Origin of the sequence: Paenibacillus sp. FSL R5-0713 (assembly GCF_037973325.1) — a bacterium.
GTDB lineage: Bacteria > Bacillota > Bacilli > Paenibacillales > Paenibacillaceae > Paenibacillus.
In genome coordinates, this window is sequence record NZ_CP150229.1 from 5,247,236 (window position 1) to 5,271,012 (window position 23,777).

General features: G+C 47.5%; 23 protein-coding genes and 2 other annotated features. All 23 genes read right to left on the reverse strand.

Going from position 1 to position 23,777, the window contains the following annotated elements; translation table 11 throughout:
• Positions 1-40: 40 nt before the first annotated feature.
• Positions 41-1,327 (reverse strand): homoserine dehydrogenase, encoded by a 1,287-nt coding sequence (locus MKZ12_RS23400; protein ID WP_339257023.1) that lies wholly within the window; start codon positions 1,325-1,327, stop codon positions 41-43.
• A 58-nt stretch (positions 1,328-1,385) separates the two neighbouring features.
• Positions 1,386-1,823, reverse strand: coding sequence for an ACT domain-containing protein (locus MKZ12_RS23405; protein WP_017692625.1), 438 nt, complete (start codon positions 1,821-1,823; stop codon positions 1,386-1,388).
• A gap of 229 nt (positions 1,824-2,052) precedes the next feature.
• The gene (gene obgE / locus MKZ12_RS23410; protein WP_339237061.1) at positions 2,053-3,363 is read right to left on the reverse strand and encodes a GTPase ObgE; all 1,311 of its coding nucleotides are present in this window, start codon (positions 3,361-3,363) and stop codon (positions 2,053-2,055) included.
• 17 nt (positions 3,364-3,380) lie between these two features.
• Complete coding sequence (locus MKZ12_RS23415; protein ID WP_339257025.1) at positions 3,381-4,178, reverse strand: Spo0B domain-containing protein; 798 nt, start codon at positions 4,176-4,178, stop codon at positions 3,381-3,383.
• A 90-nt stretch (positions 4,179-4,268) separates the two neighbouring features.
• The gene (gene rpmA, locus MKZ12_RS23420; RefSeq protein WP_017692622.1) at positions 4,269-4,580 is read right to left on the reverse strand and encodes a 50S ribosomal protein L27; all 312 of its coding nucleotides are present in this window, start codon (positions 4,578-4,580) and stop codon (positions 4,269-4,271) included.
• Positions 4,581-4,603: 23 nt separating this feature from the next.
• Positions 4,604-4,933: a ribosomal-processing cysteine protease Prp gene (locus MKZ12_RS23425; protein WP_036605912.1), complete on the reverse strand. Its 330-nt coding sequence runs from the start codon at positions 4,931-4,933 to the stop codon at positions 4,604-4,606.
• A 14-nt stretch (positions 4,934-4,947) separates the two neighbouring features.
• Positions 4,948-5,259 (reverse strand): 50S ribosomal protein L21, encoded by a 312-nt coding sequence (gene rplU / locus MKZ12_RS23430; protein WP_017692620.1) that lies wholly within the window; start codon positions 5,257-5,259, stop codon positions 4,948-4,950.
• A gap of 14 nt (positions 5,260-5,273) precedes the next feature.
• Positions 5,274-5,358: a sequence feature (ribosomal protein L21 leader region), on the reverse strand.
• Positions 5,359-5,414: 56 nt separating this feature from the next.
• Entirely contained in the window at positions 5,415-6,665 is a 1,251-nt protein-coding gene (locus MKZ12_RS23435) for an Rne/Rng family ribonuclease (protein WP_339257027.1), read from the reverse strand.
• Positions 6,666-6,772: 107 nt separating this feature from the next.
• Positions 6,773-7,633, reverse strand: coding sequence for a M50 family metallopeptidase (locus MKZ12_RS23440; protein ID WP_339257029.1), 861 nt, complete (start codon positions 7,631-7,633; stop codon positions 6,773-6,775).
• Positions 7,626-8,474, reverse strand: coding sequence for a M23 family metallopeptidase (locus tag MKZ12_RS23445; RefSeq protein WP_339257031.1), 849 nt, complete (start codon positions 8,472-8,474; stop codon positions 7,626-7,628). Before MKZ12_RS23445 ends, MKZ12_RS23440 begins: the two co-directional genes overlap by 8 nt.
• Before the next feature lie 150 nt (positions 8,475-8,624).
• Positions 8,625-9,419 carry a septum site-determining protein MinD gene (gene minD / locus MKZ12_RS23450; RefSeq protein ID WP_024633965.1) on the reverse strand — a complete coding sequence of 265 codons (795 nt, stop codon included), beginning with the start codon at positions 9,417-9,419 and terminating at the stop codon, positions 8,625-8,627.
• Positions 9,420-9,422: 3 nt separating this feature from the next.
• Entirely contained in the window at positions 9,423-10,085 is a 663-nt protein-coding gene (gene minC, locus MKZ12_RS23455) for a septum site-determining protein MinC (RefSeq protein WP_017692615.1), read from the reverse strand.
• A gap of 74 nt (positions 10,086-10,159) precedes the next feature.
• Positions 10,160-10,693, reverse strand: coding sequence for a rod shape-determining protein MreD (mreD, locus tag MKZ12_RS23460; RefSeq protein ID WP_036605906.1), 534 nt, complete (start codon positions 10,691-10,693; stop codon positions 10,160-10,162).
• Entirely contained in the window at positions 10,693-11,565 is an 873-nt protein-coding gene (gene mreC / locus MKZ12_RS23465) for a rod shape-determining protein MreC (protein WP_339237077.1), read from the reverse strand. The genes mreD and mreC overlap by 1 nt, the downstream gene beginning before the upstream one ends.
• Positions 11,566-11,750: 185 nt before the next feature.
• Complete coding sequence (locus MKZ12_RS23470; protein WP_024633969.1) at positions 11,751-12,785, reverse strand: rod shape-determining protein; 1,035 nt, start codon at positions 12,783-12,785, stop codon at positions 11,751-11,753.
• Positions 12,786-12,969: 184 nt separating this feature from the next.
• The gene (gene radC, locus MKZ12_RS23475) at positions 12,970-13,659 is read right to left on the reverse strand and encodes a DNA repair protein RadC (RefSeq protein ID WP_339237080.1); all 690 of its coding nucleotides are present in this window, start codon (positions 13,657-13,659) and stop codon (positions 12,970-12,972) included.
• Between the two features lie 37 nt (positions 13,660-13,696).
• Positions 13,697-14,308: a Maf family protein gene (locus MKZ12_RS23480; RefSeq protein ID WP_339257032.1), complete on the reverse strand. Its 612-nt coding sequence runs from the start codon at positions 14,306-14,308 to the stop codon at positions 13,697-13,699.
• Between the two features lie 93 nt (positions 14,309-14,401).
• Positions 14,402-14,644, reverse strand: coding sequence for a DUF4321 domain-containing protein (locus MKZ12_RS23485; protein ID WP_047841183.1), 243 nt, complete (start codon positions 14,642-14,644; stop codon positions 14,402-14,404).
• 145 nt (positions 14,645-14,789) lie between these two features.
• A complete protein-coding gene (locus MKZ12_RS23490) occupies positions 14,790-16,013 on the reverse strand; it encodes an SPOR domain-containing protein (RefSeq protein WP_339257034.1) in 1,224 nt (407 codons plus the stop codon).
• A gap of 117 nt (positions 16,014-16,130) precedes the next feature.
• Positions 16,131-17,450, reverse strand: a complete 1,320-nt coding sequence (gene murC / locus MKZ12_RS23495; RefSeq protein ID WP_339261502.1) for a UDP-N-acetylmuramate--L-alanine ligase — start codon at positions 17,448-17,450, stop codon at positions 16,131-16,133.
• A gap of 56 nt (positions 17,451-17,506) precedes the next feature.
• Positions 17,507-18,883 (reverse strand): folylpolyglutamate synthase/dihydrofolate synthase family protein, encoded by a 1,377-nt coding sequence (locus MKZ12_RS23500; protein ID WP_339257036.1) that lies wholly within the window; start codon positions 18,881-18,883, stop codon positions 17,507-17,509.
• A 78-nt stretch (positions 18,884-18,961) separates the two neighbouring features.
• Positions 18,962-21,628 (reverse strand): valine--tRNA ligase, encoded by a 2,667-nt coding sequence (locus tag MKZ12_RS23505; protein ID WP_339257038.1) that lies wholly within the window; start codon positions 21,626-21,628, stop codon positions 18,962-18,964.
• A 67-nt stretch (positions 21,629-21,695) separates the two neighbouring features.
• Positions 21,696-21,977: a binding site (T-box leader), on the reverse strand.
• A 155-nt stretch (positions 21,978-22,132) separates the two neighbouring features.
• Positions 22,133-23,665: a LysM peptidoglycan-binding domain-containing protein gene (locus tag MKZ12_RS23510; protein WP_339257041.1), complete on the reverse strand. Its 1,533-nt coding sequence runs from the start codon at positions 23,663-23,665 to the stop codon at positions 22,133-22,135.
• Between the last annotated feature and the right edge of the window lie 112 nt (positions 23,666-23,777).

The window sequence follows — 23,777 nt, forward strand, 5'->3', positions numbered from 1 at the left end:
ATAACGGAAATAATGAAGATGCAGTATGGGGTGAGGACAATTATCCTTCGACCCGGTATACACTCTTAATGCGACGAATGACGCTGAGTGATTCAAAATGTTTTAACACTTTATCCATGCTTGCCTTACTTGCATTATGCGTAACGATAATGATCTCGGCATCCGGGTTGTGCTCATTCGGCTGTTGAACAACCGACGCCAGACTGACATCATATTCAGCGAAAATTTGTGTAATTTGTGCCAATACACCGGCTTTGTCGTCCACGTGCAGTAAAATAAAGTTTTTCGACACGATCTGCTCATCGCTTTGCATTCGCTTCTGCTTATAAGGAACAATTGCTTTGAGACCGTTCACGCCAAGTTTGAGGTTTTTGGTAACCGCCACAATATCAGCTACAACCGAAGTTGCCGTTGGCAGTTCTCCCGCACCCGCACCGTAGAACATGGTCTCCCCTACAGCTTCACCGTGTACATATACTGCGTTGAACACACCATTGACTGAAGCAATGGGGTGATTCTGTCTAACCATTGTCGGCTGTACGCTAATCGTAATCTCATCGTCAATCCGGTCCGCAATACCAAGTAACTTCATCTCATAGCCCAGTCTTCTGGCATAGGTTATGTCTTCACGAGTAACGGAGGATATGCCTCTAACAGTTACATCCTTCAACTCCACATTAGTGCGGAAACCCAGTGTGCTCAAGATCGCCATTTTGCGAGCTGCATCAAGTCCTTCCACATCGGAGGTTGGATCCGATTCAGCGTATCCCAGCGCCTGTGCTTCGGCTAGCACTTCTTCATAGGATGCACCTTCCTGACTCATTTTGGTCAGAATAAAGTTCGTTGTTCCGTTCACTATCCCCATAATGCGAGTAATCCGATCAGAAGAGAAACCTTCAATCAGCGTACGAATGATTGGAATCCCTCCCGCAACACTCGCCTCATAGAACACATCACATTGCTTTTCCTGCGCCTTCGCCAAAATCTCTGTACCATGCAGTGCCATGAGATCTTTGTTCGCTGTTACGATATGCTTCCCACGTTCCAACGCTTCAAGAATATACTCTTTCGTCTGATCAATGCCACCCATGACTTCAACGATGACATCAATATCCGGATGACGAATGACTTCCCAAGGATCTTCAGTGAGTTTGGCACGGTCTACAGCAATAACACGTTCTTTCTCTGTATTTTTCACCGCGATCTTCTCAATGACAATCGGCGATCCAACCTGACTGCTCAGATCCTCCTGATTCCCTTCCACAATGCGAACGACTCCCGTTCCCACAGTTCCCAGACCCAACAATCCGACTTTTACTGGTTTCACTAACGATCTACCCCCTAATGTCTATTCTTGTCTGTCAGTCCTGTATATTAAAGCCTCATTAACCTTGGCCTACAATACGTGTGCGTCTTACTCCAGGCATATCTTGCATTCGATCCAGCATTTCACCAATTTCGCCATGAAGATGTGTCGTTTCCACTGAAATGACAACATTGGCTCTTCCTTGAAGCGGTATACTCTGATTAATCGTGAGCACGTTGGCTCCATAACCTGCTACATGTCCAAGCACACGAGACAAGATCCCTGACTGATGCTCCAGATCAATAGAGATCGTTACAATTCTCTCCCGTTCAAGCTGGTTGATCAGATGAATTCCATCCTTGTACTTGTAAAAGGCGCTCCGGCTTAATCCAACCTGTTCAACCGCCTCATGCACTGTTTTAACATCACCAGAAGCCAGTAGTTCTTTTACCTGCATGGTCTTCACCACTGCCTCCGGTAAAATATCTTCCCGTACCAAGTAATAGCGTTCGTTCACAGAACGTCCTCTCCTCAAAGACTCATGTATTCATATAGTGGACATTATATAGGATCTACGACAAAAGGGCAATACATGACATGCCTATTTTTTGAAATGTATTCCTCACAGTATACAAGTTTATGCCTCTCCCATGTCAGGAAAAAACAAAAAAAACGCAGAGCTGCGGGTCAACTTCCCACTTCTCTGCGTCTGTATATCAATCTGTCTCTCCACGGAAGACGGTTACTTAGTAGTAACTGCTGCCTTCCACAAATTCAAATTCAAAGTCTCCAATACGCACGATGGTGCCTTCTACAGCTCCACGCTTACGCAACTCAGCGTCCACACCCATATAACGCATTGTACGTGCGAGTTTCAATATAGCTTCATGCGAGTTCAATTGCATCCGTTTCATCATGCGATCAATCTTGGCACTTTCGACAACGAACATTTCATTCTCACGCAAGATGCGGAAACCATCGTCCTCTTTTTTGTCCAAGCTGTACACTTTACGTTCGGATACGTCTGCTACCTCTTCAACCACTGGCTCGTCCGGAATCTGATCCAGGAGATCAGCGGCACGATACAAGAGCTCTTGAATCCCTTTACGAGTCAGAGATGAAATAGGCATCACTTCAATATCCGGTTGCACCTCACGAACTTGCTGCAAAAATTGCTCCAAATTTGCTTCGGAGTCCGGCATATCCATTTTATTGGCTGCTACAACCTGCGGTCTCTCAGCCAAAAGCGGATTGTACAGTTTCAGTTCATCATTAATTTTCTGCCAGTCTTCAAATGGATCGCGTCCTTCTGAACCCGACATGTCCACCACATGAATAATAATACGGGTACGCTCGACATGACGTAAAAACTCATGTCCCAGTCCGATTCCTTCATGTGCGCCTTCAATCAGACCAGGCAAATCGGCCATAACGAAGCTTCGGCCTTCTCCTACACCGACTACACCCAGGTTCGGTGTGATGGTTGTGAAATGATATGCACCAATCTTTGGCTTGGCTGACGAAACGACAGAAAGCAGTGTGGATTTCCCGACACTCGGGAAACCAACCAGACCAACATCTGCCATCACTTTTAGCTCTAATACGATATAACGCTCTTGGCCTTCTTCACCATTCTCGGCAAGTTCAGGCGCAGGATTGTTCGGTGTGGCAAATCGGATGTTACCCCGACCACCCCGACCACCACGAGCAATAACAACTTGTTGACCGTGACGTGTCATATCCGCCAGTACTTCTCCACTGTCTTCATCCAGAATGACAGTTCCTGGTGGAATGCGCACAATCATGTTCTCAGCGTTTGCACCGTGCTGACTTTTATTACGTCCCTTCTCACCACGTGGGGCCTTGAAGTGACGCTGGTAACGAAAATCCATCAACGTCCGCAGACCTTCATCCACCCGGAAAATGATGTCAGCCCCTCTGCCTCCATCGCCCCCGGCGGGTCCACCGTTTGGAACATACTTCTCACGACGGAAGGAAATAATTCCGTCCCCTCCGTCTCCGGCTTTTACATAAATCTTCGCTTTATCTACAAACATTGGTTAACCCCTTCTTCCTATATTCCACACGGCATTCTGAATTGTATAAACGTATCCTCAGACGGAAACTGCTCCGTTCTGACTTTTTTTCCTTGGAGTACGGCAGTAAGCTGCCGCAATGTTTCCGGATCGGGTGTTTGATCCCCCTCCAGTCGGACAACCACATCTCCATGATCCTGCCCGAAGTTCAAGGTCAGTTTGCGAACCTCTCCCCAAGAAGACCGGCCGCCGCCATATTGATAGGCTCTGATTGCATCCGCAATCGCCCCGGTAAGTGACTCGCCATCCTCGGGAGAGACCAGAGCACTAAGCTGCAACTCTTCTTCTATTTCCACATGCAATTCCAGCGGCATTCCACTGGCCCGAAAAGATTGAAGATAAAATACGAGCGAAGGAATACCCAACCTGGAGATTCGACTCTCTTCCGTAACCCGCTCTTTTATTCTTTCCACACATTGCAGGGATTTATCAAGTTTGCCCATCCGAAGATATCCATATAACACCTGAAGGTCGTTCATCCAGTCGTGTCGATGATGATTTAATGAAGCAATTGCTGTCTTTTCCATGGATTGTATGATGGTTCTGCGTTCCGCCTCCGCCTGTTTCTTCATCGCATTCACAGAAATGAACAATACTGCGACGGACCACAATGCGCATACGACGCTTGAGATCATCGCCGGATACAACATAACGAAAACCAAAGGAATCAGAAGTGAACATGCCGCAATCCACGGCACTCTTTTCCAAGATTTCATGGCTTCTCCCCGTTCTACAAAACTCGGTTGGTCTACACCCACCGTATCCAAGTATAACATGTCTTTTCTGCCAGTTCATTACCGAATAACCGTTGAATACAAAAAACCTTCGGCAAAAATGCCGAAGGCTCCTTAGGCGGAATGCCGATATTACGCTTCTACTGCTGCTGCTACAGGAGCAACATTAACAGGATAGATGCTTACTTTTTTGCGATCGCGTCCCCAACGTTCGAATTTTACAACGCCGTCGATTTTCGCGAACAAAGTGTCATCTTTACCAATGCCAACGTTAGTTCCTGGGTGAATTTTCGTTCCGCGTTGGCGAACGAGAATGCTACCACCAGTTACAGTTTGACCATCAGCACGTTTAACACCCAGACGTTGAGCATTACTGTCACGTCCGTTCTTCGTGGAACCTACACCTTTTTTCGATGCGAATAACTGAAGATTTAATTTCAACATGATTGGTTGTCCTCCTTCTTTGCTTATTTGAATTGCTGTATTTTAATATACTTCCCGTATGACTCTGCAATATTAGAGAGCATAACCACCATGGATTCGAGTAACAGCTGTACCTGGGACCAGGTTTCCCCTCTCTCCAACAAAGGTAAAGAACCACTTAAAAAGCCATTCTTCATCTTGGCATCCATTTCGACACCGGTCAATGTTTCAATTGAGTTCACCGTACCCACTGTAACAGCGGATACCCCGGCACATACGATATCTTCTCCCCGCTTGGCAAAATTGGCATGCCCTTCGATGGAAAAGCGTTCGATGTTCCCGTCCTCATCACGAAAGATTTGAACGATAATCACTTATCGCACCTTCTTTACGCTTTGATTGTTTCGATAGTTACTTTAGTGTACGGTTGACGGTGACCTTGCTTCACATGGTAGTTCTTTTTAGGTTTGTATTTGTATACGATAACCTTTTGTCCTTTGCCATGTTTCTCCACTTTAGCCGTTACAGTAGCTCCGGAAATCAATGGTGTACCTGCTGTCAAACCTTGATCGTTAGATACAGCCAGGACACGGTCGAACGTTACGCTTTCGCCATCGTTCGCAGTCAATTTCTCGATGAACAGAACATCGCCCTCTTGGACTTTGTACTGTTTGCCGCCTGTTTCAATAATTGCGTACATTTGCCTTGCACCTCCTCATGTCTCAGACTCGCCCGTTCTCAGGTGACAGCCTCCTTGCGGAACTGTTCTTATACCCGGCCAGTGCGGTTACAGCATGTGCAAGACCAATAGGCTAAACACATACTTGAAGATTATATCACGCAATATATCAAAAATCAATGCAAAGGTGAAATATATCTTTTTCCCGTTCCATGACAGGAAGAACACGGCTCAACATAGGGCAACGTACTTTCTTCCCGCACTTTCTTACGGGTAAGTTCGAGCAAACCCAGCTTGGTCCAACCCATTACAAACGCTTTGGTCCGATCCTTTTTGAGTTGACCCTCCAAGGTTGACGCAACTTCATGCCGATTCGAGGCTTCCTCCATATCAATGAAGTCGACAATTATCATGCCACCGATATCCCGCAGACGCATCAGACGGGCAATCTCCACTGCTGCCTGCATGTTGGTCTCCGTCACGGTCTCTTCTAGACTGTCACCGCCAGCTCCAGTATATTTGCCTGTGTTCACATCCACTACAGTCAGAGCTTCAGTATGGTCAATGACAATATATCCGCCTCCGGGCAGCCAGACTTTTCGGGCAAAATCCTTATTCAACTGTTCCTGTACACCATAGGCAGCAAAGATGGATTCTGTACCCCGATACACCTGAACTTTGGGTTGATGACCAGGACTAATCTCTTCCAGCAATGCTTTTACCTCACGGGCTTGTCCTTCACTATCGGTGATGACCTCATCACTGCCTGGTGTGTACACATCTCTGATGATTCGCTGCACCATGCTATGATCCCGATGCAGGAGGCTTGGCGAAGGCAAACTGTCCGCTTTTTCACGAATCAGGTACCACTGCGCACGTAATGTTTCCAAGTCCGACTTGATGGCTTCATGCTGCTCTTCTCCAGATACGGTTCGAATAATAAGTCCTTCTTCATCCCGCCTCAACTGCTCCCCAAGTGCCTTAAGACGAGAACGATCCCCTTCACGGGCAATCTTCTTGGAAACCGCCACATAGTCGGCAACAGGCATGTAGACAAGCCAGCGGCCCGGAAGTGAATAATGAGTCGTCACCCGGGCTCCCTTGCCTCCTACCGGTTCTTTCAGAACCTGAACAATGACTTCCTGACCTGGACGAAGCAACTCCGAGATGGAAGGCTTCACCTTAGGTTGCTTCTCCAGATGGGGATGTAACACATCATCCACATACAGAAACGCATTCTTTTTCTGACCGATATCCACAAAAGCAGCCTGCATACCCGGTAGCACATTAACTACCCGTCCCTTGAAAAAGGAACCCAACAGTCCACGCTCGCGTGTACGCTCTGCTGTAAATTCCACAGCTTTGCCTTCTTCCAGAAGCGCCATTTGCATGAGGTTATGTTCATTATGTACGATCATTTGTTTCATGGCTTCACCTCTAGAAGACAATTCAATTCATCCACATCCATTTCAGCTCTCTTTACCATTCTCATTGTACATGTATTAACCCATTTCAGAACAGGTCCACCAGAACACTACAATTTATCGCCATTTTGTTGAAAATAGGACCCGATAATGCGTTGTTCAGGCAATACGGCCATAATTTGTCCCTGTCTGTTCATCACGTATACCATATGGTATCTTTCTCTCTTTAATAGACGCAAAATAGTGTCCAAAGGTTTCGCTGGAAATGAGATTATTGGCTGCGCCAAACTGCCAGCAGCCGCGTGACGAGTGAACGCCCCTTCTCGATTCATCAGAAAACGAATAAAGCGATAAGGTACATTTCGGTAATCCGTCAGATTGGAATAGAACAAAAAAAGACCGATTAACAGAATGTTTAACGGTAAGCCGTTGTCTCCAGTAAACCATCGGCAGATCGCATATAAAACAACTCCTACGCTACACAGAATACTAATTCTGTAGGTCCACATTAATGTTGTATAGTAGGGTGCCCACAGGCTGACAAGCGCCTGAACAATTTTTCCTCCGTCCAGAGGAAGTACAGGCAGCAGATTAAATAGGGCGATGAGCAGGTTTCCCTGAATGATATAATTGAGAAAAACCGGATCGCCGAGATGGCCATACTGCAACAATAAAACCACACCAACCATCAGCATGTTTTGTAATGGACCTGCAAGAGCAATCATGATTTCCCGGTAGGCTGTGATCGTACCTCCATCTTCAATAACCGCTACTCCTCCAAAAGGAAGCATCTGGATTGACAAAACACGATATCCCAGAAGGGCCGCCGCCGCAGCATGTCCACATTCATGAATGAATACGATGGCAAACAGCGTAATAAGTTCAATGAAATGTCCAGTCAGGAGGGAGGCCATCATGATAATTACAAAAAACGGATGAAACGTAATACGGACCCCCCACACCCTAATCAAGGGCAACAACTTCCGCTGGGTCTACGTACTCCTCCCCCTCTTTGACCGCAAAATAGAGCGTGGCCGGTTGCTCACCACCCGTAGCTTTGAGACTCCCCACTGGATTCCCCGCTTCCACCCAATCATTCACGTTCACTTCACTTTCGTTCAGCCGACCGTATATTGCCGTGACATTGCCTGTATGTTGAATCACAACGGTGAATCCACTTGCTGCATCTCCGATAACCTCCATGACACGTCCAGCATCCGAACTTGCGACCTGTACAAGTTCTGCACCAGCAGCATCCGGAACGATCTCAATTCCTTTCATGCTCAGCGCGAATGGCTGAACCACTGTTCCTGAGATTGGTTTACCCAGTAATTGTCGTATGCCTGAGCCATTGACAGCATCCGTCGTATGACCAAGAACAGGCAGAAACGAAGGCGTTCCTCCAAAATGACGTTCATACCAGGCTGCTGCAGAGGCGAAATCCATATCTCGATGGAGTGCATCGGCAATGACTGTTTTGGGAGCTTTCGTCCACGATGTATCTAATTGAAACAGCCCCCATACTCCGCCGAATATCAAAGCGCTAATGACCGTTCGTTTTAAAAGTGACTTGATTAGGTTGAATCTCGAATGCCCCCCTGGAACGAAACGACCGTTCTCTTTTTTCCACAACCATTCTGGATCTCTTTCTTGTATCCCTTCACTAGGCGTAAACGGTTTCCGGTGCATGATCTCATTCTTGTCCAACAATGAACCTACTTTTTGCTCCTGTAAGACCTCCACAGTGGCTCCATCCATCAGTCGCCGAATGCGTTCTTCTCGTCTCTGCTTGATTCTGAGTTTCGTGTTCATGGAATATCCTCCCGCCGAGGCTTGTTTACTACATCCTATGAAGAGGTGGATGATAATATGAACAAGCCTGCCGGTCAGATAACAAAAAAAGCCGGGCTATGCGCCACGGCTGTCATGTATTTAAAATTATGAATAAGTTCGTTTAACGAGTTAACCCATTCCGAAGAACTTTTTGAAGCGAGAAAAAGCACCCTTTTTCTGCTCCAGCTGCATTAATGGGACCGTATCTCCCAGAATGCGGCGTGCAATATTCCGATACGCAATCGCTGCAAGTGAATCCGGATTCATGACCGTGGGTTCTCCTGAATTGGCAGCTTTGATGACTAGTTCATCATCAGGCACGATGCCAATCAGGTCAATATTAAGTACTTGTAAAATACCATCGATATCTAACATGTCACCCGATTTAACCATATTATTGCGAATTCGATTCACCACCAGTTTAGGTGATTGAATATGTGAACTCTCCAGCAGGCCGATGACACGATCCGCATCACGTACTGCAGCATTTTCCGGTGTAGTGACCACGATGGCCTGATCTGCTCCTGCTACCGCATTTTTGAACCCCTGCTCGATCCCTGCGGGGCAATCAATAATGACGTATTCAAAATCTTTTTTCAATTCAAGGATAATATCCTTCACCTGTTCTGGCGATACCGAGTTTTTGTCTCTCGTCTGCGCCGCAGGCAACATGTATAATTCTTCGAAACGCTTGTCTTTGACCAAAGCCTGATTCAGACGGCAGCGGCCGTCCGCAACGTCGCACAGATCGTAAATAATACGGTTTTCGAGTCCCATCACGACATCCAAATTACGAAGGCCGATATCGGTATCTACCAGACAAACCTTTTTGCCGAGCAGCGCCAGCGCTGTCCCGATGTTTGCCGAGGTGGTTGTTTTACCCACGCCGCCTTTACCCGAAGTGATCACGATCGCCTCTCCCATGAGCTACACTCCTTTAAACACATTAAAATCTCGGCGTAACCGAACGATATTGCTCATTTTGTCTATCTGCATCTGATTGTCCTGTAAGTAAGCAAATTCCATTCCGGTCTCTCGGCTCTCCCATTCATCGGGAGGACGACTGATGATATCCGCAATCCGTAGCTGCGTCGGTGCAAATACCGATGCTGCAATAATTGCTTCCTCGTCCCCGCCAATTCCGGCATGAGCCATACCTCTGAGTGAACCCAACACATATATATCTCCGGTACACGTCACTGTGCCCCCCGGATTGATATCCCCAAGAAACAGGAGATTTCCTTCATGATGAAGCACCTGACCTGAACGCACCATACCACACATGGTTACAATCGGCGGCGGTCCTTTAACCTCCGGTTGGAGTGCAGGTGAATCGATGGATCGAATAAGCAGATTCCCTTTTTGTTTCAATATATCGAGAATTGCTTCTTTCTGGTCCTCTGTCACTTCGCGGGCACCCAACTTGATATCCACATGAACAATCGGTCCGGTCAAAATATTTTGATGGCTGTGTTCCAGCTTATAGCGGAGCTCATAGAGCAATTCCTCGAATTCACATTGATCGTCCAACAGGAAAACCAGGCCGTCTCGGATGCCTTTAATCGTTACGTGATTCGATTTTACCGTCATAAGCCTGTCCCTCCCATCTCATTACATTTCGTGCCCGGGGCCCCAAGTTCCTGCTTTGCGCTCCATAAATGTATTTAGGAAGCTTCTTCTGTCTTGCTCCGTCTCTTGCCGATCCGCTCCAGTTGTTTCCGAAGCGGGACATATATGATCAAGGCAAACACAAAATGAATGAACAAATTAGGAATCATGTATTCAATCAACGCCCAGTCAAAGGTCACGTGGTTAAGTTGGAAGAGCTTGTACAGGAAAAATAGCATGGTGTCATTCAGCAGACTTCCCAAAATGACAACCGATACCATAACGGGCAGTGGTGCACGAGGTGCTTGAAAAATGAGTCCCATCATGTACGCCGATAATCCCATCGAAAATCCATAAGGTCCAATCATCTCGCCGTAGAATACAACGTCATGCAATAGTCCAAAAAATATACCGAGCACTAGTGCCGTGTGTCGGTGATGATATACGGCGATAAACAAAATGACGATATAGACCAGATTGGCAGAAATACGCATCTGCCAGCCAGAAGGAATGAGCAGCGGCAAAATCGTACCTTCCGCAATGAACAAAACGAATAACAACAGGAACAAAACTTGCTTGCGCGTTACCATTATTCTTTTACCTCAGGCGGGATAATGACAATCAACTCTTTCCAATCAAGGAAACTTGCATATGGCTCAATTGTAGCTGTTTTGGTTAAACCATACTCACTTTTCTCGACACTCTTCACTTTCCCAATCCGCATGTACTTCGGAAAATTGTTTATAATTCCAGAGGAGATGATCTCATCATCCTTTTGGATATTAGAATCTTCTGAGATTTTGGTCATCTTGAGCATGCCCGTCTTCGGATCATAACTCTCAATCATACCAAACACTTTCTCCTTACCTACTGCCGTTGCTGCAATAGCGTTGGATGTTGGATCATTGGCATCCATGGACGTTAACAGATTAACTGTTGATGTATAGGAGCTGACATGACTAATCACGCCGACTAGCCCTTCTTGCGAGGTTACAGCCATCCCCGGCTTAATTCCCGCATTTTCACCAATATCAATGTTAATGGTTCTGCTATTCGGATCTGAATTGGCACTGATAACCTGAGCAATTCGTGAACCATAATTATACCGATTCTTCTGTTCTTCGGTGAAATTGAGCGCTTTCTGAAGCTGCTCATTCACTTGCTCCATATCATTGTACTTCAGCCGATCCCGGGTATAGTGACCCATCGCGATACGAAGCTCTTCATTCTCTTGATATACCGTACGCATGTTCGCTACATCTTTAAAAAAGCCCGCTACATAAGAAGCGGGCTTGTAAAATACGTATTGTACAAATCCAACTGAATCCTTCAGGAATTTCTCCGGCCAGGATAGAGTGGTTCGCGGACTGAGCGTAAAGCCCATTAACGCGATAAATGTAACAAGGCCCACCAGCAAAACAAAAAGTCTTTTGTTGCCTAGCAGTTTAAACAGTTCGAACACCCTCTAACATCCATATTCTCTTCCGAGCCATGCCCGGCGGGGAGACTGTCAGACTTGTAGTCCCTGCGAGAATATCAGCCGATCCTCCCCTGTTAAGCGGGTAATAGCTCATCCCCGGGGTTAACCGGGTCCTCTATAAAGATATCTTGCCACTTATTCGCAATGTCAAGTTAGGCAAATACCGATTAACGTTTGGAACGAACTGCCGAACTGCTTCTGCTTTTGAACAAATGAATATTCTCTAGCGCTTTACCTGTTCCGATTGCTACACAATCCAGCGGATTCTCAGCCACGATGACAGGCATTCCTGTCTCACCAGCCAGAAGCTTGTCCAGATTGCGCAGAAGCGCCCCACCACCTGTAAGAACGATTCCACGATCCATAATATCGGCCGCAAGTTCTGGTGGGCATTTCTCAAGGGTTACTTTTACCGCTTCAACAATTGCATTCACCGTATCAGCCAATGCTTCGCTGATCTCGTCCGAAGTAATCGTAATGGTCTTCGGCAGACCTGTAACGAGGTCACGTCCACGAATTTCCATCGTTTCTACTTGCTCCAATGGCATTGCTGATCCGATGTCCATCTTCAACTGCTCCGATGTACGCTCACCGATCATCAGATTGTATTGGCGTTTGATGTATTGAATAACGGATTCATCCATCTCGTCACCTGCTACGCGAACCGAACGGCTCGTTACAATCCCACCAAGAGAGATAACAGCCACTTCCGTTGTACCGCCACCAATATCGACAACCATACTACCTGTTGGCTCCCATACAGGCAGATCCGCACCAATTGCAGCTGCAAAAGGCTCTTCAATTGTATAGGCTTCGCGTGCTCCAGCCTGTTTCGTTGCATCTTCAACCGCACGTTGTTCTACAGCCGTGATCCCGGACGGTACACATACCATCACGTTTGGATGACGTTGGAACATGGAGCGTTGTTTCTGCGCCTCACGGATGAAATATTTGATCATTGTTGCCGTTGTATCAAAGTCGGCGATAACGCCATCTTTCATTGGACGAATGGCACGAATGTTACCTGGTGTACGTCCAATCATTTTTTTGGCAGCTTCACCTACTGCTTCAATGCTTTTTGTATCTGTGCGTATAGCGACTACCGAAGGTTCGCGCACCACAATTCCTTTTCCTCGTACATAAACCAACGTATTTGCTGTCCCCAAGTCAATACCCAAATCTTTCGTAAAACCACCAAACATAACATATTCTCCTTTTCTGCCTCATATAGCCGCTCTATTCAGATCCAGAGCGTGATAATTTCATTCCCACGTAACACGTGGAGCTAATATTCGCATTTGTTTTTTTTTCATTTGTAAAGTGAACCTATCTTTTACGGACAACGCCGTTAACATTCATAGGAAAACATCAACGCCAACCATTATATTATACTAAGCCCTTCTCCTTCAAACTTACGTACGTTCCATCTCCGATAATTATATGATCAAGCACGTCAATACCAACAATAGCGCCTGCTTCAATCAGTCTCTTGGTTATTTGGATATCCTCCGGACTGGGCGTAGGATCACCGCTCGGATGGTTGTGTGCGCACACAATAGATGCGCTGCTGCATTTGATGGCAGCCCGGAACACTTCACGCGGATGTACAATCGAAGCGTTAAGGCTGCCCATGGAGAGTGTTTCCTGGGCAATAATATGATTTTTGCTATTCAGAAAGAGACACACAAAATGTTCTTTTTGCAAATAACGCAATTGTTCGATCAGGATGTCAGCTGCATCACGCGGTGTACGGATTGAAGCCGACTGTGTGAGTCTGCTCTTGGCAATCCGATGCCCCAGCTCAATGCCAGCTTTCAATTGTACAGCCTTGGCATTGCCAATCCCTTTCATCGCAGTCAATTCTTCCAGACTCAGATCCATTAACGAGCGAATGCCACCCGTTTCGGTCAGAATCCGCTGTGCCATATGCACCGCGGATTCCTGTCTTGTGCCTGTTCGAAGTAAAATGGCCAGCAATTCAGCATGGCTTAAGGCGCCCGCCCCATATTCCATCATGCGTTCTCTCGGGCGTTCTTCCTGGGGGATGTCGCGCATCATGTATTGAGGCGACTCCATATGTTCCCTCTTTTCATTTCACAACATTTGGCTTCATTCATGTTCGTGGCAACACATGTACGCCGAACCCGTCCAGCATGTCACTTAGCAAGGATAGCGGCAAGCCAACCACATTAAAATAACATCCTTCAATACGGTCGACCAGTGAAGCGCCAATGCCCTGAATGGCATAAGATCCTGCCTTGTCCGAAGGCTCACCTGTCTTCACATAAGCACGGATGGTCGCATCCGACAGTTCTTTCATCGTTACATCGGTCTGGCGATAATGAACTAACGACTGTCCATTGCCCGCATCAATACAAGCGACGCCCGTAAACACCCGATGCACACGGCCCTGCAGCTGGGATAACATACGTTCAGCATCCGCTTCATCTACGGGTTTGCCCAGAATCTCACCATCCAGAACAACAACGGTGTCACTACCAACAATAATGGCTTCCTGCTCGCGGCCTTCAAGCCCCCGATACACAGCAAGCGCCTTGCGCAAAGCAAGCTCCTGTACCGTCTGTTCAGGGGTCCACTCTGGCGGTGTATCTTCATTGGCATGACTTGGTATTACATCAAACGCTAGGTGGAGTGATGCGATCAGTTCCTTGCGCCGAGGCGATGTGGAGGCCAGAATAATAGGGCGCTGCTTTGTGTTATCCAAAATGAACGGCTCCTTATGCCACGGCAACATCCTGTCCGGATCACGATAATAGATGTCACTGGTTAATTTTTTTCGTCATAACTCGTCATTCTCCTACAGTCTGCGATATAGCCACACAGCGGCAATCATACCGATCAGACTCAGAAGGCTCATTTGAAATTGAAGTGAAATATCATAACTGATAATATCAAGATCAGCCTGCGGCGACCAACGTATGGTCGTGGCTTTCGTAAGAAAGGCTACTGCCTTAACAGGCTGCAGTGCCTTGGCGATCCACGCTCCGGCCATCCAGCCGAGCAGCAGAAACAGCAATAACATGCCGAAGTTTTTTTTCATCGGTAATCTTCCCTCGCCATTTTTTGACACCCACATTATTATACGGGGTTTTGTACGTCAATACAAACACAAATCCGGCAAGGGGAACTATTTCCAGTTCCTTGCCGGATGGGTAATTCCAAGCGTTGTTATGGGAAAGAGCATGTTACTGCTTAATCGCTTCGAGCCATTTTTTCTGCTGTAGTACATATTCCATCAGATCGGACTGCACGGACCACATGTGCACATCATCCGGATTTTTGTTGTACTCTGCAATAGCCGTTATTGCATCGTTCATTGATTTCTCCATTCCACCAACAATAGGCTGTACCTCCGCAGTCAGGCCGGGTGAGAGACTATTCAAACCGGTTAACCATGACTGGTGTTTATTCTGAATCGCGGTCATCGTTTCTGCAGAGACTGCTGTCGGTGCAGATTGTCCCAATTGCTGAATGGACAAGGTAGACAATTGTTCGACCAGTGCAGAACTGTTTGTGAAGAAAAGCTGCACATCCTCTTGCTTGCCACCGAATATAGCCGGATTGATCTCAGGGTTCACGATCTCCTTGACATACAGTTCGACTCCCTGAGCTTTAAGCCTGGAGCTAAGTAGCTTGGCCTCTTCACGGTCAGCCGAAATGCCTGCATATACTCGATTACCATCTTCAGGATCAGACCCTGCGGCTATACCTGCCTGAGCCAGTTCAAGCTTGGCCTGCTCAGCTCGTTCAGGAGAACTGAACACGCCGTATTGAAGTGCATAATACGTGCTGCCAGTCGCCGCTGTCTGCTGTTCTGTACCTGCAGTCCCGTCCTGACCGGTCACAGTGGAAACTGCCTGATTGGCGGGCAGAAGATCGTCTGGCTTGACGGCTCCTTCTTTATTAAAAAATGAGAGAATCACCATGCCAAAGAGTGCTCCGGTAACAAGTGCCCCAGTGACAGAACCAATCATTTTCCAGCCCCTTGGAGGACGATTGCGCTTATAGGAATAGTTCTCCGAATCTGCAAGCCAGTCGTGGCCCTGATCCTCTTGGGCATTAGACCGATAGCGACGCTCTTCCTCCGGACCTTCTGAATAATTATCATAACCGTAACCGGAACGGTTTCCTAGATAATGGTGCTCATCAAAATTCGAGTTCGAATCAGGGCTCACCCTCTCGTCAGGTTCAGGTACAGTAGAGCTTGTCAGCACCGTCTCTCCCCAGTCTCCGGGAATATCCTCTGGCGTCCATGATGGGGTCGTATCCATCTGCTTAGGCGTTAGCAGTTGATTATGCGGTAATTCTTCACTTAACGACACCAATGGACTGGATGCGGAACTCCTCTTGTTTTCAGGCTTGTCCGACTCATGATCCCCGAAGCGAAACGTCATTCTAGCATTGCTCACCCGTACCCTCTCCTTTGTCCCATTTATATCAGCTATATGCAGAGAAGGCAGAAGACATTCCAATTAACGCAAAAAAACGCCTGCTTCATATCGAAGACAGGCGGTTTCGCAAATGATCTATTTCAAGCCTTTGGCAAGTGTATCTCCAACTTTCCAGATATCACCTGCACCCATCGTAATCACCAGGTCTCCTGGCTGCAAACGATGCTGCAGATCAGCTACAACTTCTTCTTTCGTAGGAAGGTACCGTGCAGAAGCATTACTGTTTTGAACGATTAGTTCAACCAGTTTGGCGGAGGTTACCCCTTCGATCTGTTTTTCGCCCGCAGGAGAATAGATATCCGTAATAAGCACCTCATCCGCTTCCGCGAAAGCACGACTGAACGCATCCAACAGGAAGAACGTACGCGTATAACGCTGTGGCTGGAATACCGCAATAATACGTTTGCCTGTCGCTTTGGCTGCACTAATAGTCGCTTCAATCTCCGTCGGGTGATGCGCATAATCATCGATGATCAGCATATCACGCGCCTCGCCCAATACCTGGAATCTGCGTTTGGCTCCGTGGAACTGGATGATCGCTGCCACAATCTTCTCAAATGGAATACCTGCTTCCAGACAGGTAATTACAGTAGCCATCGCATTATAAACGTTATGCTTACCTGGCACTGATAATTCCACCGTGCCCATAGGAGCACCCTGATGATTCATCGTAAAGGAGATACGGCGATCGCCCAATACAATATCCGTTGCCATATAATCCGCAGCACGATCAATACCATAAGTTGTAATCCGTGACTTGAGTTCTGGCAAAATCGCTTGAACATTCTCGTCGTCTGAGCACACAATGGCTGTTCCTTCCGGACGAATCTGGCTCAGGAACTGCACATAAGCCTTTTTGAGTTCCTCAAAATCACTGTTGTAATTCTCCAGATGATCTGCCTCAATATTGGTTACAATACCGAGCCATGGATGGTACTGCAAAAATGAGCCATCGCTCTCGTCCGCCTCGGCAACTACCCAGTCGCCCTGGCCTGCCTTGGCGTTGGTGCCCACATTCATGATCTCTCCGCCAATGATATATGTCGGGTCCGTATCACATTTATCCATAACCAGTGCAATCATGGATGAGGTGGTGGTTTTACCGTGGGCTCCAGCCACAGCCACACCTTTACGTTCATTTAACAAACGTGCAAGCATCTGGGAACGATGCAGAATCGGAATGTTGAGCTCTGCAGCTGCTACCCGTTCCACATTATCAGCAGGCGCTGCCGTAGAGTATACAACCAGGTCTGCTCCAGTGACGTGCTCTGCTGTATGGCCGATATATATTTTCGCTCCCTTGGCTGCCAACTTCTCGGTCAACTCCTGTGAAGCGACATCCGATCCGGTAACGGTGTATCCCATTTCCAACATAACTCTAGCGATGGCACTCATGCCATATCCGCCAATCCCTATAAAATGAACGTGTTCCGATGTATTTAACAAAACTTTCACCAACCTTTTTCAGAATCGGTTTGATGCAAAAGGGCTGCCCGCACATCCGCAATCAGGTACAGTGTGCCGGAGACCACCCCCAGATCCTCCGCTTCCGTCCGTGACTTCAATAGATCAAGAGCCTTTGCCCATTCGGGCTCGACGATGATTTCCAGTTCCTGCTTCGCAAAGGCGGGACGTACCCGTTCGACAATCTGCAGCAATTCATCTGCAGCCATTTTGCGTCGGAAGTCTGGCTCGGTCAGGATCAGCGTATCCACTAGTGGCAGTATATGCTGCAAATATGATTCGTGATGCTTATTTGCCAACATACCCATCATCAAAATTAACTTGTTGTGAGGATAGACATCCGTAATGCTCTTGGCCAGCGACTCTGCCCCTTCCGGATTATGTGCTCCATCGAGCACAATTCGGGGTTCATCGACGACTTTTTCGAATCTCCCTGCCCAAAAAGCATTCTCCAGTCCAAGTGCGATATCGTTGTCATCCAGCATAAATGCCATGTATTGTCTAAGCAATTCGAGCACCATCAGTGCGGCCGCTGCATTGTCACATTGGTGTGAGCCCTGCATGCGGATGCGAACGTCCAGGTCACGAAAAGGGCCTGTAAAATGAAAAGATTGTCCGTTCTCATTACTCTCCAGTCGATGATAAGAGAATTGATTTCCAGCCAAATACAGGCTTGATTGAAGCTGCTGTGCTTTCTCCTGAATCACTTTCACAGCTTCGGGTTGCGTCGCGCAGGTTACAACGGGTACTCCCGGCTTGATAATGCCTGCCTTTTCTCCAGCGATCTGCTCAATCGTATCTCCAAGCACATCCGTATGATCCATACCAATGTTGGTGATGACGGACACAACAGGCGAAACAATATTCGTTACGTCCATCCTTCCCCCCAGCCCCGTCTCCCATACCACAACATCAGGGTAGCACTCTTCTGCATAATACAGAAGCGCGAGAGCCGTAGACACCTCAAACATCGTTGGGGAACCAAGCGGTGTAGATGCCATTTCCATAACCAGCGGTCGCAAACGGTTAGAGATCTTCAACAGTGTCTCTTCCGGAATATCCTCGCCGTTGTATTGAAAACGGTTCGTAAACTTGGTGATATAAGGCGATGTAAAGGTACCCACATCATATCCAGCCTGAAGAAGCACTGACGTCAAAAAAGCGCAAGTCGAACCTTTGCCGTTCGTTCCCGCGACGTGAATAAATTTGAGACGTTGGTGAGGATTGCCTAACATAGACATCAGACCCTCGATTCGTTCCATTCCAGGTCGGATGCCAAAAGGAATAAGGCCATTGATCCAGTCCACGGCCTCGTTATACGTAAGTAAAGGAGCTGCTGCATCTGTCCCGTCTAATTCCGTCATCTGATTCACCTTCGGTTCCGAGTTTGAGTGAAAAAAGCGGCCGGATGGCATACTGGCTCTCCATCCGACCCAAATATATTAACCTTTCAGTTCCTTGATTCGTGCGATCACTTTATCCCGTTTATCGGAATAATCTGCTTGCTTGGCGCGCTCTTCCTCAATAACTTTGGCAGGCGCTTTGGCTACAAAGCCTTCATTCGACAGCTTTTTCTCCACACGGAGTACTTCGCCCTCAAGGTTCTGCAACTCTTTCTCCAGACGAGCCACTTCCTGTTCGATATCAATAAGACCTGCCAGCGGCAAGTATAGTTCTGCCCCTGTGATGATTGCAGTCATTGCCTTATCCGGGGAGCTCAGATCCAGCCCACTATCGAACTCGGACGTGTTACAGAAACGTTTGATGTAATGACTGTTACGTTCGATGATGCTGGACGCCTCAGGGCTGTTTGCTTTCACCATCAATTCAATCTTTTTGCTCATAGGCACGTTCACTTCTGCACGGATGTTCCGAACTGCACGAATGGTATCCATGAGCAGGTTCATCTCGGCAACAGCCTCTGGATTCTCAAAAGCAGGATCATATACCGGCCATGCTGCCAACGTAATCGTCTCACCTTCATGCGGCAGATGCTGCCAGATCTCTTCGGAGATGTATGGCATAAACGGATGAATCAGGCGCATGGTCTGATCCAGCACATAAGCCAGTACGGATTGTGTTTTCTTCTTGGTAACCGGATCTTCCCCATAGAAGGACAGTTTAGCGAACTCAATGTACCAATCACACAGGTCATCCCAGATAAAGTTATACAGCACACGACCTGTTTCCCCAAATTCATACGCTTCGATTAGACGCGTAATATCGCGGGAAGTTTCGTTCAGACGGTGCAAAATCCAATAATCCGCTGTACCAAGCTCTCCGCTGATGTCACGATCCTCATAGGTGAATCCTTCCAGATTCATCAATGCAAAGCGCGAAGCGTTCCAGATCTTGTTGGCAAAATTACGAGCCTGCTCCACCCGTTCCCAACGGAAACGGAGATCCTGGCCTGGCGTGCTGCTGGTTGAGATCATGTAACGCATTGCATCTGCGCCATATTTCTCGATCACATCCAGCGGATCTACACCGTTGCCCAGTGATTTGGACATTTTACGTCCATCTGCATCACGAACAAGACCATGCATCAGCACATCCTTGAACGGAATCTCATCCGTGAATTCCAGTGCAGTGAAAATCATACGTGCAACCCAGAAATATATGATGTCATACCCTGTCACAAGTACACTTGTCGGATAATAACGTTGCAGATCTTCCGTATCTTCCGGCCAGCCTAGTGTGGAGAATGGCCATAAGCCGGAGCTAAACCAAGTATCGAGTACATCTTCGTCCTGTCTAAGCTTGCGTCCTGCATTCTCTGGTAGCGTTGTAGGATCTTCAGCAGATACGATGATTTCACCCGTTTCCTCATCATACCAGGCCGGAATACGATGTCCCCACCACAGTTGACGGGAAATACACCAGTCACGAACGTTCTCGATCCAGTTCAGATATGTTTTCTCGAAACGGTCTGGAACAAAATTAACCCCTTCGCCGCTCTGTTGTTTCTTGATCGCTCTCTCTGCAAGTGGCTTCATCTCAACAAACCACTGAGTAGACAGATACGGTTCAACAACAGCGCCGGTACGTTCACTGTGTCCAACCTGATGCGTATGATCCTCGATGTTGATCAATATGCCTTGCTCTTTCATATCAGCAACAATCTGCTTGCGGCATTCACTGCGATCCAGTCCCTGATACTTACCAGCTTCTGCATTCATTGTGCCACTCTCATCCATTACCGTAATCTGTGGCAGATCATGACGAAGACCTACTTCAAAGTCATTCGGATCATGTGCAGGCGTGATTTTTACTGCACCACTTCCGAACTCTTTATCCACATAATCATCAGCGATAATTGGAATTTCGCGTCCAATGATAGGCAGTACAAGGACTTTGCCAATCATATCTGCATAGCGCTCATCCTTCGGATGAACAGCGACCGCTGTATCACCCAGCATCGTTTCAGGACGCGTTGTTGCTACTGTAACGTAGCCACTTCCGTCTTTGAGCGGGTAACGCAGATGGTACAGGTGACCCTGAACCTCTTTATATTCAACCTCAATGTCAGACAGGGCTGTCCGGTTCACCGGGTCCCAGTTAATGATGCGTTTGCCGCGGTAAATAAGGCCTTTTTCATACAGTTGAACAAATACTTTGCGAACCGCTTGGGACAGACCTTCATCCAGCGTAAAACGTTCACGTGAGTAGTCAAGGGACAAACCCATTTTGCCCCATTGCTGACGAATGGTTGTGGCATATTGATCTTTCCAATCCCATACTTTCTCCAGAAACTTCTCGCGTCCCAGATCATAACGAGTCAGACCTTCTTCACGCAGCTTCTGCTCCACTTTGGTTTGGGTAGCAATACCTGCATGGTCAGAACCCGGAAGCCACAGTGCATCATAACCCTGCATCCGTTTGGTGCGGATCAGAATATCCTGTAGTGTAAAGTCGAGCGCATGCCCGATGTGCAGCATCCCGGTCACATTTGGGGGTGGAATTACAATCGTATACGGCTCGGCATCTTTACGTTGACCGGCTTTGAAATATCCGCGCTCCATCCAGGTGGAGTACCATTTGTCTTCTGCCGCTTTAGGATCGTAAGTGGTCGGCATTTCTGTTGCAGCTGATTTTTTTTCCTCAGACATGTGTCATTCCTCCGTTACTTCATCTTCATCATCTTCGCCAAAAAAAACAAAAAAAACCTTTCATCCATCAAAGGACGAAAGGTTAGCTTTCGCGGTACCACCTTTGTTTCACGCCGACAGCAAGGTAGACTTCCCCCTCTGTACAGGACGTGACACTTCAAGCAGATAACGGCTGCTACCGGCCCATCCTACCTCAGAAATAAATGACGATAACGCTCATTCATCCCTTGAATTCAAACAGGCAACTCCCGGGCGACTTCGATCAGTTGGTTCCTGCGGAATCTCACAGCGTTGCAATTCCACTCTCTGAAAGGTCATACTGTCTACTACTCCCGTTCCACGTTGTTCTTCAAAAAACCTACACACATCATACCTTGCTCGTGCGCGATAGTCAACCTGACAACAGCGGATAAAGTGCGCTGGAATGCAGGTTTAGGGCAAATCATGCAAAAACCCGCAATCCTCAAGGGGATCACGGGTCCTAACGAAGGCTTTAACTACGGATTAAGGGATGTACAATATCTGACCTTCTTCCACAACTTGTTCAGATAATCGATTATACAACTGAAGTTCCCTCGTGCTCAATTGATATCGATCCGCAATGGCATCCAGTGTATCTTCCCGCTGGACGATACACAACTTCACTTTACGGAATGGCGTCTGGTCCACAATCGTTCCCAGGAACAGATTCTTCCATTCCACATCCTCAGGTGCATACGTTTCTTCCTGTATCACACCGGCTGGAACCTCTTCGCCTCTCTCCACTTCAGCATCTCGTGCTGATCTGCCGGAGGATAACAAGGAAGAGATCCCCACACCCTCCTCTTGTCTTGGAGCGGATTCCTTTTTACTGCCAAAAGCAACCTTCATCTCCGGCTTGTCTTCCGTCTCAGCAACAGGTTCAGGGACAAATGCTTCATTCTGCACAAACTCATCTACCTCAGTCGCTTCAAAAGACTGGCGTTCTTCCTCTGCATTGCCTGCTTCGGACGTACCGAATACACCTTGCCAGTTCTCCGCTTGTGGTTCAACCGGAACATCAACTGCCTGATTCTCCTGCTGAGGTACAGATCTCGCTGATTCGAAATGCCATACGTCCGGTCCGTCCGGTACATCTGGTGCTGCGAACTCATTGGATAATTGAGCAGCAGGCTCTTGGACTTCTTGATCTGAATTTCTAGGCTCTGTAGGCAATGCATCCAAGGAAGGCTCGGACCACGCTGAAGACTCATCTTCCAGAGGAAGCAATGGTTCCGACTCTGGGTAAGAAGACAACCGATCAGCCGTCTCAGCCATAAATGACGAGATGGGAGAAGGTTCGCTGTATGGCTCCTGGGATGCCAGTTCATCTCCATTCGCTGTCAGAAATGCAGGATCTTCGTTTGCATCAGGTTGTCTGTTTTCGTTAGCGTACTCGGCACTTTGCTCCGCCGATTGGAGTGGCTCCGCCGAGGATAAGTTTGCATATTCCTGATGATATTCCGGGGCACCATAGGCAAGCTCTGCTGCATTCGCAAGTCTCTCTTCCTCACTCCGCTGGAGCAGATACTCCTGTGCAAATGTGTTAGGATCGCTATCTGTCTCTTCTGCTTCATCGGAACGGTTGGATTGCTGAGCATCCGGTGAGTGGACTACTGTAAACTCATCTGCTGACCACACTTGCGGCTCTTCAGCATGAAAGCCCTCGATGCCTCGCAACGACAACACGCCAGTAATGTTCAGACTACGATTGGACAACAGATCCACGTCAAAATTCTCGATCTCAATGGAAATATCCTCAATCGATCTGACTCGGTTCAGCGGCACTGTAATCTCCACGGGAATGAAATGTTTGAGCTCCTCTGAAGCCTCATTTTCTCCTCTGTACGCACCTGTAAGTAAAAGATGCCCTCTTAACGTGGCATGATCATCCTGCCCGATGACTTGAATGCGCGGGTATAATTCAATCTCCTCCAATTCCTCAATCGCAGGAACTCCCTCAGACAAATGAACGCGCTCATAAATATCGAACCGCAAACCATAAGGTTGATTCAACAAAGGTGGCGTCCTCCTTTCGGCATATGTTCACCATGATCCTTCTCATGGGACTGATCCATGGTCCAAATCCTTCGTTACCCCATCTATATGCCTTGAATGAGATGAGCATGCC